The sequence below is a fragment of the Kitasatospora sp. NPDC056273 genome, assembly GCF_042268845.1.
Taxonomy (GTDB): Bacteria; Actinomycetota; Actinomycetes; order Streptomycetales; family Streptomycetaceae; genus Kitasatospora.
Window position 1 is genome coordinate 1 of the sequence record NZ_JBHJSJ010000080.1, and the last position, 14,125, is coordinate 14,125.

The 14,125-nt window shown below is 74.5% G+C and carries 14 protein-coding genes; 5 read left to right on the forward strand and 9 right to left on the reverse strand.

Annotation, left to right across the window (positions count from 1 at the left end; all coding sequences use genetic code 11):
• Positions 1–276, forward strand: a 276-nt coding sequence (locus ACFCY1_RS38365) for a hypothetical protein (RefSeq protein ID WP_375877526.1), incomplete at its 5' end; no start/stop codon positions are given.
• Positions 277–411: 135 nt separating this feature from the next.
• Here the strand turns inward: ACFCY1_RS38365 and ACFCY1_RS38370 are convergent.
• Entirely contained in the window at positions 412–1,416 is a 1,005-nt protein-coding gene (locus tag ACFCY1_RS38370; protein ID WP_049660346.1) for a stage II sporulation protein M, read from the reverse strand.
• A 320-nt stretch (positions 1,417–1,736) separates the two neighbouring features.
• Between ACFCY1_RS38370 and ACFCY1_RS38375 the strand changes: the two genes are divergently transcribed.
• Positions 1,737–2,777 carry an RDD family protein gene (locus ACFCY1_RS38375; RefSeq protein ID WP_375877527.1) on the forward strand — a complete coding sequence of 347 codons (1,041 nt, stop codon included), beginning with the start codon at positions 1,737–1,739 and terminating at the stop codon, positions 2,775–2,777.
• 57 nt (positions 2,778–2,834) lie between these two features.
• Here the strand turns inward: ACFCY1_RS38375 and ACFCY1_RS38380 are convergent, their stop codons facing one another.
• Positions 2,835–3,473, reverse strand: a complete 639-nt coding sequence (locus tag ACFCY1_RS38380) for a hypothetical protein (RefSeq protein ID WP_074003857.1) — start codon at positions 3,471–3,473, stop codon at positions 2,835–2,837.
• Between the two features lie 108 nt (positions 3,474–3,581).
• Between ACFCY1_RS38380 and ACFCY1_RS38385 the strand changes: the two genes are divergently transcribed.
• Both ACFCY1_RS38385 and ACFCY1_RS38390 read left to right on the forward strand, forming a co-directional pair.
• Complete coding sequence (locus ACFCY1_RS38385) at positions 3,582–4,094, forward strand: SigE family RNA polymerase sigma factor (RefSeq protein WP_049661338.1); 513 nt, start codon at positions 3,582–3,584, stop codon at positions 4,092–4,094.
• Positions 4,091–5,116, forward strand: coding sequence for a hypothetical protein (locus tag ACFCY1_RS38390; protein ID WP_375877528.1), 1,026 nt, complete (start codon positions 4,091–4,093; stop codon positions 5,114–5,116). The genes ACFCY1_RS38385 and ACFCY1_RS38390 overlap by 4 nt, the downstream gene beginning before the upstream one ends.
• A gap of 72 nt (positions 5,117–5,188) precedes the next feature.
• Here ACFCY1_RS38390 and ahcY read toward each other — a convergent pair whose 3' ends face one another.
• The 6 genes from ahcY to ACFCY1_RS38420 form a co-directional block, all read right to left on the reverse strand.
• A complete protein-coding gene (ahcY, locus tag ACFCY1_RS38395) occupies positions 5,189–6,637 on the reverse strand; it encodes an adenosylhomocysteinase (protein ID WP_049659437.1) in 1,449 nt (482 codons plus the stop codon).
• Between the two features lie 369 nt (positions 6,638–7,006).
• Positions 7,007–7,984, reverse strand: a complete 978-nt coding sequence (locus ACFCY1_RS38400) for a cation diffusion facilitator family transporter (RefSeq protein WP_049659434.1) — start codon at positions 7,982–7,984, stop codon at positions 7,007–7,009.
• Positions 7,985–8,063: 79 nt separating this feature from the next.
• Complete coding sequence (locus ACFCY1_RS38405; protein ID WP_375877529.1) at positions 8,064–9,314, reverse strand: SIS domain-containing protein; 1,251 nt, start codon at positions 9,312–9,314, stop codon at positions 8,064–8,066.
• Positions 9,315–9,418: 104 nt separating this feature from the next.
• Positions 9,419–9,601, reverse strand: coding sequence for a Trm112 family protein (locus ACFCY1_RS38410; RefSeq protein WP_049659271.1), 183 nt, complete (start codon positions 9,599–9,601; stop codon positions 9,419–9,421).
• Between the two features lie 144 nt (positions 9,602–9,745).
• A complete protein-coding gene (locus ACFCY1_RS38415; RefSeq protein WP_049659270.1) occupies positions 9,746–11,131 on the reverse strand; it encodes a phosphomannomutase/phosphoglucomutase in 1,386 nt (461 codons plus the stop codon).
• 150 nt (positions 11,132–11,281) lie between these two features.
• Positions 11,282–11,647: a DUF3499 domain-containing protein gene (locus tag ACFCY1_RS38420; protein WP_049659269.1), complete on the reverse strand. Its 366-nt coding sequence runs from the start codon at positions 11,645–11,647 to the stop codon at positions 11,282–11,284.
• Between the two features lie 164 nt (positions 11,648–11,811).
• On the opposite strand from ACFCY1_RS38420, the gene ACFCY1_RS38425 reads away from it, so the two are divergent.
• The gene (locus tag ACFCY1_RS38425) at positions 11,812–12,264 is read left to right on the forward strand and encodes a metallopeptidase family protein (protein WP_049659268.1); all 453 of its coding nucleotides are present in this window, start codon (positions 11,812–11,814) and stop codon (positions 12,262–12,264) included.
• Between the two features lie 51 nt (positions 12,265–12,315).
• Here ACFCY1_RS38425 and ACFCY1_RS38430 read toward each other — a convergent pair whose 3' ends face one another.
• Positions 12,316–14,124, reverse strand: a complete 1,809-nt coding sequence (locus ACFCY1_RS38430) for a DUF5719 family protein (RefSeq protein WP_375877530.1) — start codon at positions 14,122–14,124, stop codon at positions 12,316–12,318.
• Between the last annotated feature and the right edge of the window lies 1 nt (position 14,125).

The following is a 14,125-nucleotide window of genomic DNA, read 5'->3' on the forward strand; positions in this document are numbered from 1 at the left end:
TTTGGCACGCTGTTGAGTTCTCAAGGAACGGACGCTTCCTTCGGACCGCCTTCCAGCGGACCCTCCGGGCTTCGTTCTTTCGTGTTTCCAGCTTACCAGACGTTTTCCGCTCCGTTTACCGGCGCTTCATTCATCCGATTCCCACTGGGGGGATTTCCTGCGAACTTCGTTCCGAAGCCTATCAAGGCTTTCGGAGTGATCCGTCCGTGGGATTTTGCTTCGTCAGAGGACGCGTATTCCGTGGAACACGCTCGCCTCGATTCGGCGGTGTCGTAGACACTAATGCCCGGGACCGACCGTTGTCCAGTCAGTCCCAACCGTTCAAACCTACTAGCCCACCCTCACCACGTCAATGGTTTTGGCCGGACGAGTAGGAGACTAGCAGGTCAGAGACCTGTCGATCACATCGGCTCAGGCCGCGACGGGCTGGAGGTCCGCCCGGTCGGCCGCGTCCAGATCGCCGAACTCCCCGTCCCCGGCGGCCCGCCGGCCCAGCACCAGGGCATAGAGGAGGAAGGCCGCCTCGGCCAGCACACCGATGGAGATGCGGGCCCAGGTCGGCAGGCCGGACGGGGTCACGAAGGCTTCGAGGACGCCGGAGACCGCCAGGACCGTCGCCAGGCCGATCGACATGCCGATGATCGCGCGGCCCTGTTCCGCCAGGGCCACCGAGCGGGTGCGCGGGCCGGGGTCGATGACGGTCCAGCCGAGGCGCAGCCCGAGGCCGCCGGCCACGAAGACCGCGGTCAGCTCCAGCAGGCCGTGCGGGATGAGCAGGCCGAGGAAGACGTCGAGGCGACCGGCGGAGGCCATCAGCCCGACGCCGATGCCGAGGTTGAGCACGTTGGTCCACATCACGTAGAGCACCGGAATGCCCAACGCGATCCCGAACAGCAGGCACTGCACGGCGATCCAGGCGTTGTTCGTCCAGACCTGTGCCGCGAAGGAGCTGGCCGGCCGGTCCGAGTAGTACGTCTCGTACTGGCCGCCGGGGCGGGTCAGCTCCTGGAGGTGTTCGGGCGCGACCAGGCTGTTGCGGACCTCGGGGTGGGTGGCCATCCACCAGGCGAGCAGTGCGGTGGCGACCATCGAGACCACCGCCACCGGCACCCACCAGCGGCGCGAGCGGTAGAGCGCGGCCGGGAAGCTCACCGTGTAGTAGCGGGCGACGTCCTGCCAGCCGTTGGTCCGGGCGCCGGTCACCGCGCTGCGGGCGCGGGAGACCAGGCCGGTCAGCCGGCTCACCAGGGCCGGGTCCGGCGCGGCGGCCTGGACCTTGGCGAGGTGTCCGGTGGCGCGCTGGTAGAGCGTGACCAGCTCGTCGGCCTCCTCCCCGCCGAGCCGGCGCCGGCGGGCGAGGGCGTCCAGTCGGGCCCACTCCCCCTGGTGGGTGGCGACGAAGACGTCCAGGTCCATTTCGGCGGCTCCATAGATCGGCGGCGGGCGCGGACGTGCGTGCGCGGGCGGGTCCGCGGGCGGGCGGGTCCGGGCTGGCGGGTCCGGGCGGACACGCGCGGCCCAGCATGCCAGCAGCGGCCGCCGCCCCGGCCGTCGGGATCTCACTTCCCGTGCGCCCACCGGGCCCCGTATGTTTGCGGCTGCGGATCAGACTGCGGAGAGCGCGTCACGGGGAGCCGGTCCGGGGTGGTTCCCTCCCCCGGCACCGCCGCCCTCCCAGGCGCCGGATCCCCATGGGCGAGCCGTACCGGCTCCAAGAACGTGAACGGACAGGTGTCTTGAGCGACCTGGTGACGGGTGAGGCGGTCGTCCTCGGCCTGCAGACGGCGAAGCTTCCGAGCAGGGCCCTGGCGATCGTGATCGACCTGCTGGTGGAGTTCGCCGCCCTGCTGGTGTTCACGCTGCTGCTGAGCCTCGCGCTGATCGGGCTCGACGGCGCGGCCCTGGCCGCCACGATGATCGGCCTGATGGTGTTCTTCCTGGTCGCCGTGCCCGTGATGGTCGAGACCCTCACCCGCGGCCGCTCGCTCGGCAAGGCCGCGCTCGGCCTGCGGGTGGTGCGCACCGACGGCGGGCCGGTGCGCTTCCGGCACTCGCTGGTGCGCGGGCTGGTCGGCTTCTTCGAGATGATCGTGCTGACCGGCGCCCCGGCCGTGATCACCTCGGCGGTGCACTCGGACGGCAAGCGGCTCGGCGACATCTTCGCCGGGACGGTGGTCGTCCGCGAGCGCACCCCGGGTGCGGGCGGCTCCGCCACCCCGCTGCCGCCGGTGCACCCGCACCTGCTGCAGTCGATGGGCCACGAGCTGGTCGCGATGGACCTGTCCGCGGTACCGGAGCCGCTCTGGCTGGCCGTCCGCCAACTGCTCGGCCGGACGAGCCAGTTGGACCCGGCGGTGATGCACCGGATGTCCACCCGGCTGGCCGAGGACCTGTCCGCCCTGATCGGCCACCCGATCGCGCCGGGGCTGCACCCGGCGGCGTACCTGGGCGCGGTGCTCACCGAGCGCCAGCGGCGGGAGTGGACCCGGGCCCAGCAGCAGCTGTGGGCGGCCGGGCCGATACCCGGCCGACCGGTACCCGCCCAGGTGCCCGCCCAGGTGCCCGCTCCCCGCCCGGCCTCCGGTCCGCTCCCCGCGCCGGCTCCGACCGGCCCGGCCGACGGACGGCCCGTCCGGGTCCTCGGCCTGCCGGCCCAGCAGCCCGCGCCCACGGCTCCCCCGGCCCCCGCCGCGGCCCCGGCAGCCGCACCGACCGCCCCGACGGCCCCGTCCTTCGACAAGCCCGCCGCCGGCAGCGGCTTCGCCCCGCCCGCCTGAGGCGAACCGCCCCGGCCGCAGCAGCCCTGCCGCACCAGCCCCGGCCGCGAAGGCCCGCTACTCCTCCTCCGCCCCCACCCGCCAGGCGTTCGGCGGCGACTCCAGCTCCTCCAGCTCGATCCCCTCCGCCGCCAGCACCACGTCGCCCGCCAGGTGCACGACCTGCTGCTCGCCCGTCTCCAGGTCCGCCACCTGGTACCGCTCGACCAGCAGTGGCCCCGAATCCGTCTCGTGGGTGTCGACGCCCTCCAGCAGCCACCCCTGGTCGAGGGTGCGCGGCGCCAGCACCGGCTCGGTGAAGGCCACCAGCCGCACCCGCGCGCTCGCCCCCTCCCGCAGCCGCAGCAGCCGGGCGGTGGCGACCAGGAAGCCCGGCGAGCGGCCGGTGAAGGCGTGCGCCCGGTCGTGGCCCTCCGCCGCGTGCTCGCCGCCGGGGTCGGCCGCGTCGGTCCGGACCCAGGCCACCCCGTCCACCGCCCCGCCGCGCACCTGCCAGCCGCCGGCCCGCAGCTCCAGCCGCAGCGGCCGGGCGCGCGAGTCCAGCGTCAGGTCGGTGCTGCCGAGCACCCGGCCGTCCGGCGCGTAGGTCTTGGAGACGTACCGCCACCCGGCCGCCCCGGGCGCGCAACTGAAGCGCTCCTCCCCGAGCGGGACGTGGTCGTGCGGGTCGTGGAGCGAGTACCGGCCGTTGGGCATGCCGGAAAGCCTACGTCCGCGGTTCGCGTGCAACGTTCCGGCCGGTGCCCGCATTAGAGGGGCGGACGGCGCGCCGGTGCGCCGCCACCACGACGAGAGGGGGTGCGGATGGCGAAGCAGACGCGCGACGTGGAGTTCACGGAGTACGTGGCCTCCAGGAGCGGCTGGCTGCGCAAGGTCGCCTATCTGCTGTGCGGGGACTGGCACCGGGCCGACGACCTGGTGCAGGAGTGCGCGACCAAGCTGTACGTGAACTGGTCGCGGGCCGGCCGGGTGGAGAACCTGGACGGCTACGCCCGCAGGGTGCTGGTCAACACCTTCCTCGCCGAGCAGCGCTCGTCCTGGTGGCGGCGGACGTCACGGACCGCGGCGCCGGTGGACGTGGCGTCGGTGGCCGCCGACCTCGACGCCCGGCTCGACCTGCGCAAGGCGCTGGCCGCGCTGCCGCCCAAGCAGCGGGCCACCGTGGTGCTCCGGTACTACTGCGACCTCACGGTCGATCAGACCGCCGATGCGATGAGCTGCTCCTCGGGCAACGTGAAGAGCCAGACCTCGCGGGCTCTCGCCACCCTCCGGACGACGCTCTCCCCCCGTCCCACCACCGCCGAGAGGACGTCATGAGGTCGCACGAGCAGCGTGATCTGACCGCCCGGCTGAGTGCCCTCGCCGAGGCCCCGGCGCCGCCCGCCGCACTCGACACCTCGGCGGTGATCGCCCGCGGCCGGGTCCGGCTGCGCCGCCGCCGGCAGGCCCTGGTCGGTGTGGTGGCCGGGTCGACCGCCGCCGTCCTGGCCGGCGTCCTGCTGCTGCGCCCGGCCGGGGCGCCGCCCGCGCCGGCCGTCCCCGCGCCCACCGCCCCGGTCTCGCTCGCGCCGTCCCCGACGGCCGCGCCGACCCCGGCGGCGCGGACCGGTCCGCTGAGCGCCGAGGCCCGCTTCGGCTGGCTGCCGTCGTGGCTGGCCCGGCCGGCCGTCGGCTACGCGAACAGCGACAGCCGTTCCGTCGCCACCGCGGCCACCACCACCGCCGTCCTCAACGCGACCCCCGCCCTGAAGCTGGAGCTGCTGCGCGGCCCCGGCGAGTCCCCCGCCCCCGGGCAGCACACCGCCCCCGCGCCCCCGGTCGCCGGCCGGGAGGCCCAGTGGCTGCTCACCGACGCGTCGGGGTCCCTGGGCGGGCTGCGCTGGCTGACCGCCTCCGGCCGCTGGGCCCAGCTGACCGCCACCCTGTGGTTGGACGCGAAGGTCCAGGACGACCTGCTCCGGGTCGCGGCCGGCGCCGAGTTCGGCAGTTGGGACGTCCCCTTCCCGGTGCGCCCGACCGGCCTGCCCGCCGACCTCGGGCTGCGGAACGCCGAGGTCCACCGGCCCACCAGGGACTCCGAGCCCCCGTGGAGCGCCATCCTGTCGTACACCGTCGGCGACAAGTGGCTGAGCGTCACGGTCCAGCCGGACGGCTTCGGGAAGTTCGCGGACGGCCGGCCGAACGGCGGCACCCCGGTGTGCCGGGTCGAGAAGGGCGTCCAGCTCTGCGCCAACGGCACCGCGGCGGGGCTCCCGTCCGTCCAGGGGGCCGGCGGACTGGCGGGTCTGCTCGAGCGGTTCGAGGTGCTCGGCGCGGACGAGGCCTCCTGGACCCGCTGAACCGCCCCGGCGGAACGCCGACGGCCGGCGCCCCCGGAGGGGAGGGCGCCGGCCGTCGGATCCGCTGATCGGTCAGTAGCGGTACTGCTCCGACTTGAACGGGCCCTCGACCGGGACGCCGATGTAGTCGGCCTGCTCCTGGCTCAGGGTGGTCAGCTTCACGCCCAGCGCGTCGAGGTGCAGGCGGGCGACCTTCTCGTCCAGGTGCTTCGGCAGCACGTAGACGCCGATCGGGTACTGCTCGGTCTTCGTGAACAGCTCGATCTGGGCGATCGTCTGGTTGGCGAAGGAGTTGGACATCACGAAGGACGGGTGGCCGGTCGCGTTGCCCAGGTTCAGCAGGCGGCCCTCGGAGAGGACGATGATGGTGCGGCCGTCGGCCTTGCGCCACTCGTGGACCTGCGGCTTGACCTCGGTCTTCACGACGCCGTCGAGCTTGGCCAGGCCGGCCATGTCGATCTCGTTGTCGAAGTGGCCGATGTTGCCGACGATGGCCTGGTGCTTCATCCGGGCCATGTGCGAGGCCATGATGATGTCCTTGTTGCCGGTCGTGGTGATGAAGATGTCGGCGATCTCCACGACCTCCTCCAGGGTGGTGACCTGGTAGCCGTCCATCGCCGCCTGCAGCGCGCAGATCGGGTCGATCTCGGTGACGATCACGCGGGCGCCCTGGCCGCGCAGCGACTCGGCGCAGCCCTTGCCGACGTCGCCGTAGCCGCAGACGACCGCGACCTTGCCGCCGATCAGGACGTCGGTGGCGCGGTTGATGCCGTCGATCAGCGAGTGGCGGCAGCCGTACTTGTTGTCGAACTTCGACTTGGTGACCGAGTCGTTGACGTTGATGGCCGGGAACAGCAGCTGGCCGTCACGGTGCATCTCGTACAGGCGGTGGACACCGGTGGTGGTCTCCTCGGTCACGCCCTTGATCGTGGAGGCGACCTCGGTCCACTTGTTCGGGGTGTCCTTGAGGGTGCGGTTGAGCAGCTCCAGGATGATCCGGAACTCGTCGTTGTCCGCGGTGGACGGGTCCGGCGCGACGCCGGCCTTCTCGAACTCGACGCCCTTGTGGATCAGCAGGGTGGCGTCGCCGCCGTCGTCCAGGATCATGTTCGGGGTCTTGCCGTCAGGCCAGGTCAGGGCCTGCTCGGTGCACCACCAGTACTCCTCCAGGGTCTCGCCCTTCCAGGCGAAGACCGGCACGCCCTGCGGGTTCTCCGGGGTGCCCTCCGGGCCGACGGCGATGGCGGCGGCCGCGTGGTCCTGGGTGGAGAAGATGTTGCAGGAGCACCAGCGGACCTCGGCACCGAGCGCCGTCAGGGTCTCGATCAGCACGGCGGTCTGGATGGTCATGTGCAGCGAGCCGGTGATGCGGGCGCCGGCCAGCGGCTGCGCCTCGGCGTACTCGGCGCGGATCGCCATCAGACCGGGCATCTCGTGCTCGGCCAGCTGGATCTCCTTGCGGCCGAACGGCGCCAGGGAAAGGTCGGCGACCTTGAAGTCACCGGTGATGTCGGTCGACATGCGTCTGCTCCTCGCTGATGGGGGTGGGGCCATAGGTCCGGGCGTGCGTCGCGTGCGTCAGGCCGTACGGGTGCACGGCCACGCCGGGACCGCCGGGTCCGTGGTGGTGGACCGGCTTCCCGTTGCGCAGCACAAACCGTCGGAGGACCTCTCTCCCTCGACCGGCGCGCGCCCCGCGGGGTGCGGACCGCCGATCGACCGCCATCAGCAGCGACGTTCTGGCTCTGGTGACGAATCTACACCGATGGCCCCGCCGGCCGTCCGCCGATGACCGATTTCGGCCCCCGGTCCGACCCGCTCTCAAGCCGGGCCCTAGGACGGGCCGGTGTACGGGACAGGTCGGTCAGCGGGACGGGGGCGCGGGAGGGGTCAGTGCGCGCCGCCCGGGCCGGGGCCGCCGGGCGTGGCGGCCGGGTCGTCGCCCGCCGCGGCCTTCTCCGCGCTGTACACGTCGGGCTCCAGGTAGATCGCCCGGGCGATCGGGACGACCGCGCGGACCCGCGACTCGGCGGCGTCGATCGCCTCCGCGACCCGGGCGGCGCTGTCCTCCGCGTTGACGGCGATCTTGGCCGCGACCAGCAGCTCCTCCGGACCGAGGTGCAGGGTGCGCATGTGGATCACCCGGGTGACCGCCTCGCCGTCCACCAGCGCCTCCCGGATCCGGCGCACCGAGTCCTTGTCGGCCGACTCGCCGAGCAGCAGCGACTTGGTCTCCAGGGCGAGCACCACGGCGATCACCACCAGCAGGAGGCCGATGCACAGGGTGCCGATGCCGTCCCAGACGCCGTCGCCGGTGATCACGGTGAGCCCGACGCCGAACAGCGCGAGCACCAGGCCGATCAGCGCGCCGGTGTCCTCCAGCAGCACCACCGGCAGCTCCGGTGCCTTGGCGGTGCGGATGAACTGGGTCCAGCTCTGCTTGCCCTTGGCCTTCTCCGACTCCCGCATCGCGGTCAGGAAGGACCAGCCCTCCATGCCGATGGCGAAGACCAGCACGCCGACCGCCCAGCCCCAGGAGTCCAGCGCCTCCGGGTGGCTGATCTTGTGCCAGCCCTCGTAGACCGCGAACAGGCCACCGACGCTGAACAGCACGATGGCCACCAGGAAGCCGTACACGTAGCGCTCGCGGCCGTACCCGAAGGGGTGCTCCTCGTCGGCCGCCCGGCGCGCCCGCTTGCCGCCGATCAGCAGCAGCACCTGGTTGCCGGAGTCGGCCACCGAGTGCACGCCCTCGGCCAGCATCGAGGAGGAGCCGGTGAAGCCGAAGGCGGTGAACTTGGCCACGGCGATCGCCAGGTTCGCGGACAGCGCCGCGATCAGTGCCTTGGTACCGCCTTCGGTGCTCATGCTTCCAGGTCCTCACGGGTCGGTCGGCGTCGTCGAGCGCTTACCGTACCGGCCCCGGGGGCCCGATCGGCCGACCGTCTCAGGACTGCGCGGCGGCGAGCCCCAGGTAGACGGCGGCGAAGTCGGTCAGCGCGACCAGGTCGGCCAGCGCGTGCAGCGCGTCCGGCCGGGTGCTCGCGTACTCGGTCAGCCGGACGTCGTGCGCGGCGGCCAGCCGGTGCGCCCGGGAGACGCCGAAGCTGCGCGGCCCGGCGTCCTCCTCCGGCACCTCGGCCGGGCCGTCCTGCTCGTCCGGCGCCGCCGGGCCGGCCGCGCCGGGGGCGTGCCGCAGCAGCAGGACCTGGAGGTGCAGCGGGTCCGGCTCCTCGACCCGGTCGCGGAAGAAGTCATCCGGATCGGCGCCCGCGCCCAACTGCCCGGTGAACATGCCGCGGTGGGCGGTGAGCACCTGCGGCAGCGGCCCGGCCAGCGCCGGACGCCCGGCCCGGTCGGCCAGCTGGGCCGCGAACCGGGTGGCGGCCGCCCCGGCGATCGGGCCCTCGGCCCACAGCAGCGGGACCGTCCCGGCCAGCCGGGCGGCCAGGCCCTTCGCCGGGTTGGTGTACGCGGCGGCGTCCGGGCGGCAGCGCACCGCGGCGGCGTCCAGCAGGTCGGCGAGGGCCGGCAGCGCGTCGTACGGGAGCTGGGTGAGGCCGATCTTCTGGGCGAGCGCCAGCAGCGGGGCGAGGTGGGACCAGAGCGCCGCCGGGTCCTCGGCCGGCAGGTCCGGCTCGACGGCCGTCACGGGCGCGAGGTCCTCGGGCAGGACCGAGGCCACGAACGGCAGCGGCAGCGCGCGCACCTGCAGCGCGGCCTCGGCCAGCGCGCTGCCGGCCGGGGCGGTCACCACGATCGCGCAGCCGCGCGCGTACGCCTGCTCGGCGAGGGCGACCAGGCCCTGCTCGCCGCCGTCGGCGGAGCTGATCACCAGCAGGTCCAGCGGGCCGGCCCAGCCGGGCAGCTGCCAGCCGAGCCCGGCGGTGAAGGCGGGCGGGGCGCCGGCCCGGTCGGCGCGCGGGGCGGCCGCCTCGGTCGGCGGCAGCGGGGTGACCAGGGAGCTCGTACCGGCCAGCGCCGAGAGCATCTCGGCGGCGGTCAGCGCGCTGCCGTGCCCGGCGACCAGGACGGCACGCGGGCGGCCGTCCGGACGCAGCCGGTCGAGGCCGGCCGCCTCGGCCTGCCGCAGCGCGGTGCGGACCCGCGCACCGGCGCCGGCCAGGGCCAGCAGGGCGCGGTCGTGGTCGGCGCGCTGGAGGGCGGCCGGGTCGTCGAGCAGGGTGTCGTCGAGCATGCGGCGAACCTCCGGCTGCGGTCCTGGACGGGCGGTCGGGGCGGTCGGGGCGGCTTCGTCCCGGGGCTTCCGCCCGGGCTTCGTCCCGGGCGTCGCCCCCAGGATCAGGCCGGGCGGCGGGCCTCGTCCACCAGGAGGACCGGAATGCCCTCGCGGACCGGGTACGCGAGGCCGCAGTCCGCGCCGGTGCAGACCAGCTCGGGCTGCTCCTCGGTGCCGCCCTCGACGAGCGCGGCCCGGCACTGCGGGCAGACCAGGATCTCCAGCAGGAAGGATTCGAGCTTCATGGGGCTCTCCAAGGTTCGGGGGTGGCACGGAGGTGCCCCGGCCGATAGGAAACCCTACCGGCCGGGGCACCGGGGCCCGTGCTCAGGCGCTCCGCGCGGGCGCGAGCCCGGTCGGGGGCCCGGGCTCGGCGTCGGGCGAGGGGCTCAGCCGCGGACGACGGCGAGCACGCCGTCGCGCAGCTCGGCCATCTTCGCCGGGTCCTTGGCCTCGACGTTCAGGCGCAGCAGCGGCTCGGTGTTGGAGGCGCGCAGGTTGAACCACCAGTCCGGGCCGGCCACGGTCAGGCCGTCCAGCTCGTCCACCGTGGTGCCCTCCCCGCCCGCGTAGGCGGCGCGGACGGCGGCGGTGCTGGCGGCCTGGTCGGCCACGGTGCTGTTGATCTCGCCGGAGGCGGCGTAGCGGTCGTACTCGGCGGTGAGCCCGGACAGCGCGGACGGCTGCCCGCCGAGCGCGGCCAGCACGTGCAGCGCGGCCAGCATGCCGGTGTCGGCGCGCCAGAAGTCGCGGAAGTAGTAGTGCGCGGAGTGCTCGCCGCCGAAGACGGCGTCGGTCTCGGCCATCTCCTGCTTGATGAAGGAGTGGCCGACCCGGGTGCGCACCGGCTTGGCGCCGAGCTCGCGGACCACCTCGGGGACGGTCCAGGAGGTGATCAGGTTGTGGATGACGGTCGGCTCGGCCTCGCCGGCGGCCCGGGCGCGGGCGATCTCGCGGACGGCGACCAGGGCGGTGATCGCCGACGGGGAGACCGGCTCGCCGCGCTCGTCCACGACGAAGCAGCGGTCGGCGTCGCCGTCGAACGCTAGGCCCACGTCGGCGCCGACCTCGCGGACCTTGGCCTGGAGGTCGACCAGGTTCTTCGGGTCGAGCGGGTTGGCCTCGTGGTTCGGGAAGGTGCCGTCCAGCTCGAAGTACATCGGGACGAGCTCGATCGGCAGGCCGTCGAAGACGGTCGGCACGGTGTGGCCGCCCATGCCGTTGCCGGCGTCCACCACGACCTTGAGCGGGCGGATCGCGGTGAGGTCGACCAGGCCCAGCAGGTGGTCGGCGTAGCCGCGCAGGGTGTCCTGGGCGGACAGCGCGCCCGGCTTCACGTCCCTGGCCGGGACGGTGACGGTGTCGTCCTCGGCGGTCCAGGACTCGACCAGCTCGCGGATCTCGGACAGGCCGGTGTCCTGGCCGACCGGGGCCGCGCCGGCCCGGCACAGCTTGATGCCGTTGTACTGGGCCGGGTTGTGGCTGGCGGTGAACATCGCGCCGGGCAGGTCGAGCTTGCCGCTGGCGTAGTACAGCTGGTCGGTGGAGCACAGCCCGATCTGCACCACGTCGGCGCCGTAGGCCGCGGCGCCCTCGGCGAAGGCCAGGCTCAGCGACGGCGAGGAGGGCCGCATGTCGTGCCCGACCACGATCGCGGTCGCGCCGGTGACCTGCACGAACGCGGCACCGAAGGCCCGGGACAGGCTCTCGTCCCACTGGTCCGGGACAACGCCTCGGACGTCGTACGCCTTCACGAGCTGCTTGAGGTCGCGCACTGCGGCTCCACCCTGGTTTTAGGACTGATCACGAAACGTCGGGGCCACCGCGCGTCGGTCGACGGGCGCGGTGACGGTAGACGGGCAGCGTACCCGGGCCGGACGAACGCCCCGTGCCAGGACCGGGGACGCCCCGTACCGGGAGGGGTGTCAGTTGTCGGGCGAGCGCAGCACCCGGAGGTGGCCGCGGCGGCCGCCCTCGGTGGACTCGCCCTCGAAGCCGCGGCCCTGACGGGGGGTCTGCGGGCGGGCGGCCTCGCGCACGGCGTTGGCCAGCGCCTCCAGGTCGTCGCTGCTGCGGCGCAGCGGCCCGGCCTCGGCGGCGAGCCGGACGACCTCCCAGCCGCGCGGGGCGGTGAGGCGCTCGGCGTGCTCGGCGCACAGGTCGTAGCAGTGCGGCTCGGCGTAGGTGGCGAGCGGCCCGAGGACGGCGGTGGAGTCCGCGTAGACGTACGTCAGCGTCGCGACGGCCGGCCGGCCGCACGCGGTCCGCGAACAACGACGTACAGAGCTCACGAGGGTGGACGGTACCGCACTCCCCGCCGGGGAGCGAAGACCGCCTGCCCGGAGGGGGTGCCGTGTCGCCCCGCGGGCGCCGGGTCCGCGTATCCGACGCCCCGTGCGATTCCCGGTCGGAGTGGTCCACTTCCGACCGTCCAAGGACTACCCTCGGCAGTGATATGGACAGCTCCGCACCGCAGTCATCGACAGGCCCGGCGCGCCGCCCCCGGCACCGCGACCGGCACGGGCGGGGCCTGCGCGGCCCGCTGGCGCCGCCCCAGGTGCCGATCTCGCTCACCCGCTCCGAACTGTTCGACGACTACGTGCGCGAGTCGGTGGAGCGCCTCGAACGGCGTTGGCCGCAGTTGATCGAGGTGGAGTTCGCCGTCCAGGAGGTGCCGCTGCACGAGCCGGACGGCGCCGACGCCGAGGACGGCGTGCCGCTGGGGCGGGTGTCGCCGGGCCAGCAGGGGCGCAAGAGCCAGATCGTGGTGTACCGGCGGCCGGTGGAGATCCGGGCGAAGACCCGGGAGGACCGCGCGGCGCTGGTGCACGAGATCCTGATCGAACAGGTCGCGGAGCTGCTCGGGCTGTCGCCGGACGCCATCGACCCGCGCTACGACGAGGACTGAGACGGGTCGGGGCCCGCGCCGGGTGTCCGGCGCGGGCCCCGCTCGGCCCGCTCAGCGCAGGACGACGCCCGGGTCCTGGCCGGCCTGCGGGACCTTGACGGTGCTGCGGTCGTCGCGCAGCGCCTGGACGGTGAACATCGGCACGTCCTTGGCCGGCAGGGAGAGCATCCGGGCGGCCACCACCGGGCCGCCGGAGACGGTCTCCACGGTGAGCGCGAAGACGCCGTTCAGCCCGGCGGGCTCGGGCGCCGGGAGGGCGACCGTGCCGCCGGCCGGCAGCTGGACCTCCTTGGTGGCCGGGGTGCCGCCGCCGCTGCCGGCCGAGGCGGTGACCCGGACGGTGGCGGCCTCGCCGCTGGAGGTCAGGTAGAGCGTGGAGGCGCCGGCCCGGTTGTCGGCGACGGTGGCGCGGGCGCCGACCGGGTCGCTGCCGGTCAGCCAGGCCGCGTCGGTCTTGCCGTTGGCCGCCGCCCGGTCGACCCGCAGCCCGGCCACGACCGGGGTGCGGTGCTTGTCGTCGCTGGGCGACAGCCGCAGCCCGGCGACCTCGTCCCGGGTGAGCTTGCCGAGGTCGACAGCGGCCACCATGCCCGCCTTGACGTGGATCGACTCGTTGCCGGCCGGGCTGAACCAGCCGTTCTTGCCGGACAGCTGGATCTTCAGGTCGGCGTCGTCCTCCGGCGGCGCCCAGACCACCAGGCGGGCGGAGGCGGTGTCGGCGGGCAGGCCGGGCATCACCTGGACCGGGGCCGGGGCGTCCGAGGCGGGGACCCAGTCGGCGCCCTTGCCGCCGTCGGCGGCGTGCAGCGCGGCGCCGACCCGCCCGGAGCGCACCACCACGTGCACCGCGAGGTCGGCGACCGCGCCCTTGGTGAGGGTCGACAGCAGGACGGCCTGGGAGCTGCCGGGCGAGACGGTGATCCCGTTGGCGGCGTCGTTGTCGATCAGGCCCTTGTCGCCGTACAGCTTGATGTCCACCACCGCGGCGGCGGACTCGGTGTTGACCAGGCTGAGGTAGTCGACCCGGTCGGCGGCGGTGCTGGCCCCGGCGAACCAGAAGCTGGTCGCGGCCGGGGTGCAGGTGAGGCCGGACAGGCCGAGGCCGCGCTGCTCGGTGACCACCGTGGTCTGGGTGACGGTGAAGCCGGGGGCGAGGGCGCCGGTGGCGACGGCCCCGGTGCCGGGCGCGGCGTCGCCGTTGGCGGCCGGGCCGGTGGCCGGGGTGCCGGGCTTGGGCACGGTCAGCCGGGCGTCGGCGGGCGCCGCGTTCTTGTCCTGGACCGGGGCGCCCGGGGCGCCCGGGGCGCCCGAGCCGGTCGGGGCCGGGGTGGCGGCGGCCGGGGCCGCGGGGGCGGTGGTCGGCTGGGCGGCGGGCACGGCGGGCGCGGCCGCATCGGAGAGCCAGCCGGCCCCGCCGGTGGCGGAGCCCGTCCCGGGCGGGGTGTAGGCGGTGAGCGTGGTCGAGCCGGTCAGGCCCTGGACCGGCTGCGGGCAGACCACCGAGGTCCGCTCGACCTGCGCGGTGGTCGCGGCGGCTCCGGTGCCGGCCTTGGCCGGGGCGGCCGGCGGGCGCACCTGGGCGATCCCGAACACCGCCGCGAGCACCACGGCCGCGGCGAGCAGGGACTGGGTGGTCTTCGCCGCCCCGCCGGACCCGGCTGCTCCGGGCCCCTCGGCTCCCCCTGCTCCCCCTGCTCGCCCGGCTCCTCCGGCTCGCCCGGCGAGCGGGCCGCGGCCGCGGCCGGGGCGGGACGTCCGGGCCGGGCCGGACGGCTCCGCCGCGACGGCGGGCCCGGCCGGCTCGGCGGCCTCGCCGGCCTCGCCGGCGCCGGACTTCTTCCTGAATGCGGGCTTCTTCATC

What these genes read in the sequence shown, in the direction of transcription:
- ACFCY1_RS38410 (WP_049659271.1), bottom strand. Translation starts at nt 9,601, where the DNA reads ATGAAGCTCGAATCCTTCCTGCTGGAGATCCTGGTCTGCCCGCAGTGC.
- ACFCY1_RS38430 (WP_375877530.1), bottom strand. Translation starts at nt 14,124, where the DNA reads ATGAAGAAGCCCGCATTCAGGAAGAAGTCCGGCGCCGGCGAGGCCGGC.
- ACFCY1_RS38385 (WP_049661338.1), top strand. Translation starts at nt 3,582, where the DNA reads ATGGCGAAGCAGACGCGCGACGTGGAGTTCACGGAGTACGTGGCCTCC.
- ACFCY1_RS38425 (WP_049659268.1), top strand. Translation starts at nt 11,812, where the DNA reads ATGGACAGCTCCGCACCGCAGTCATCGACAGGCCCGGCGCGCCGCCCC.
- ACFCY1_RS38400 (WP_049659434.1), bottom strand. Translation starts at nt 7,984, where the DNA reads ATGAGCACCGAAGGCGGTACCAAGGCACTGATCGCGGCGCTGTCCGCG.
- ACFCY1_RS38405 (WP_375877529.1), bottom strand. Translation starts at nt 9,314, where the DNA reads ATGCTCGACGACACCCTGCTCGACGACCCGGCCGCCCTCCAGCGCGCC.
- ACFCY1_RS38390 (WP_375877528.1), top strand. Translation starts at nt 4,091, where the DNA reads ATGAGGTCGCACGAGCAGCGTGATCTGACCGCCCGGCTGAGTGCCCTC.
- ACFCY1_RS38370 (WP_049660346.1), bottom strand. Translation starts at nt 1,416, where the DNA reads ATGGACCTGGACGTCTTCGTCGCCACCCACCAGGGGGAGTGGGCCCGA.
- ahcY (WP_049659437.1), bottom strand. Translation starts at nt 6,637, where the DNA reads ATGTCGACCGACATCACCGGTGACTTCAAGGTCGCCGACCTTTCCCTG.
- ACFCY1_RS38380 (WP_074003857.1), bottom strand. Translation starts at nt 3,473, where the DNA reads ATGCCCAACGGCCGGTACTCGCTCCACGACCCGCACGACCACGTCCCG.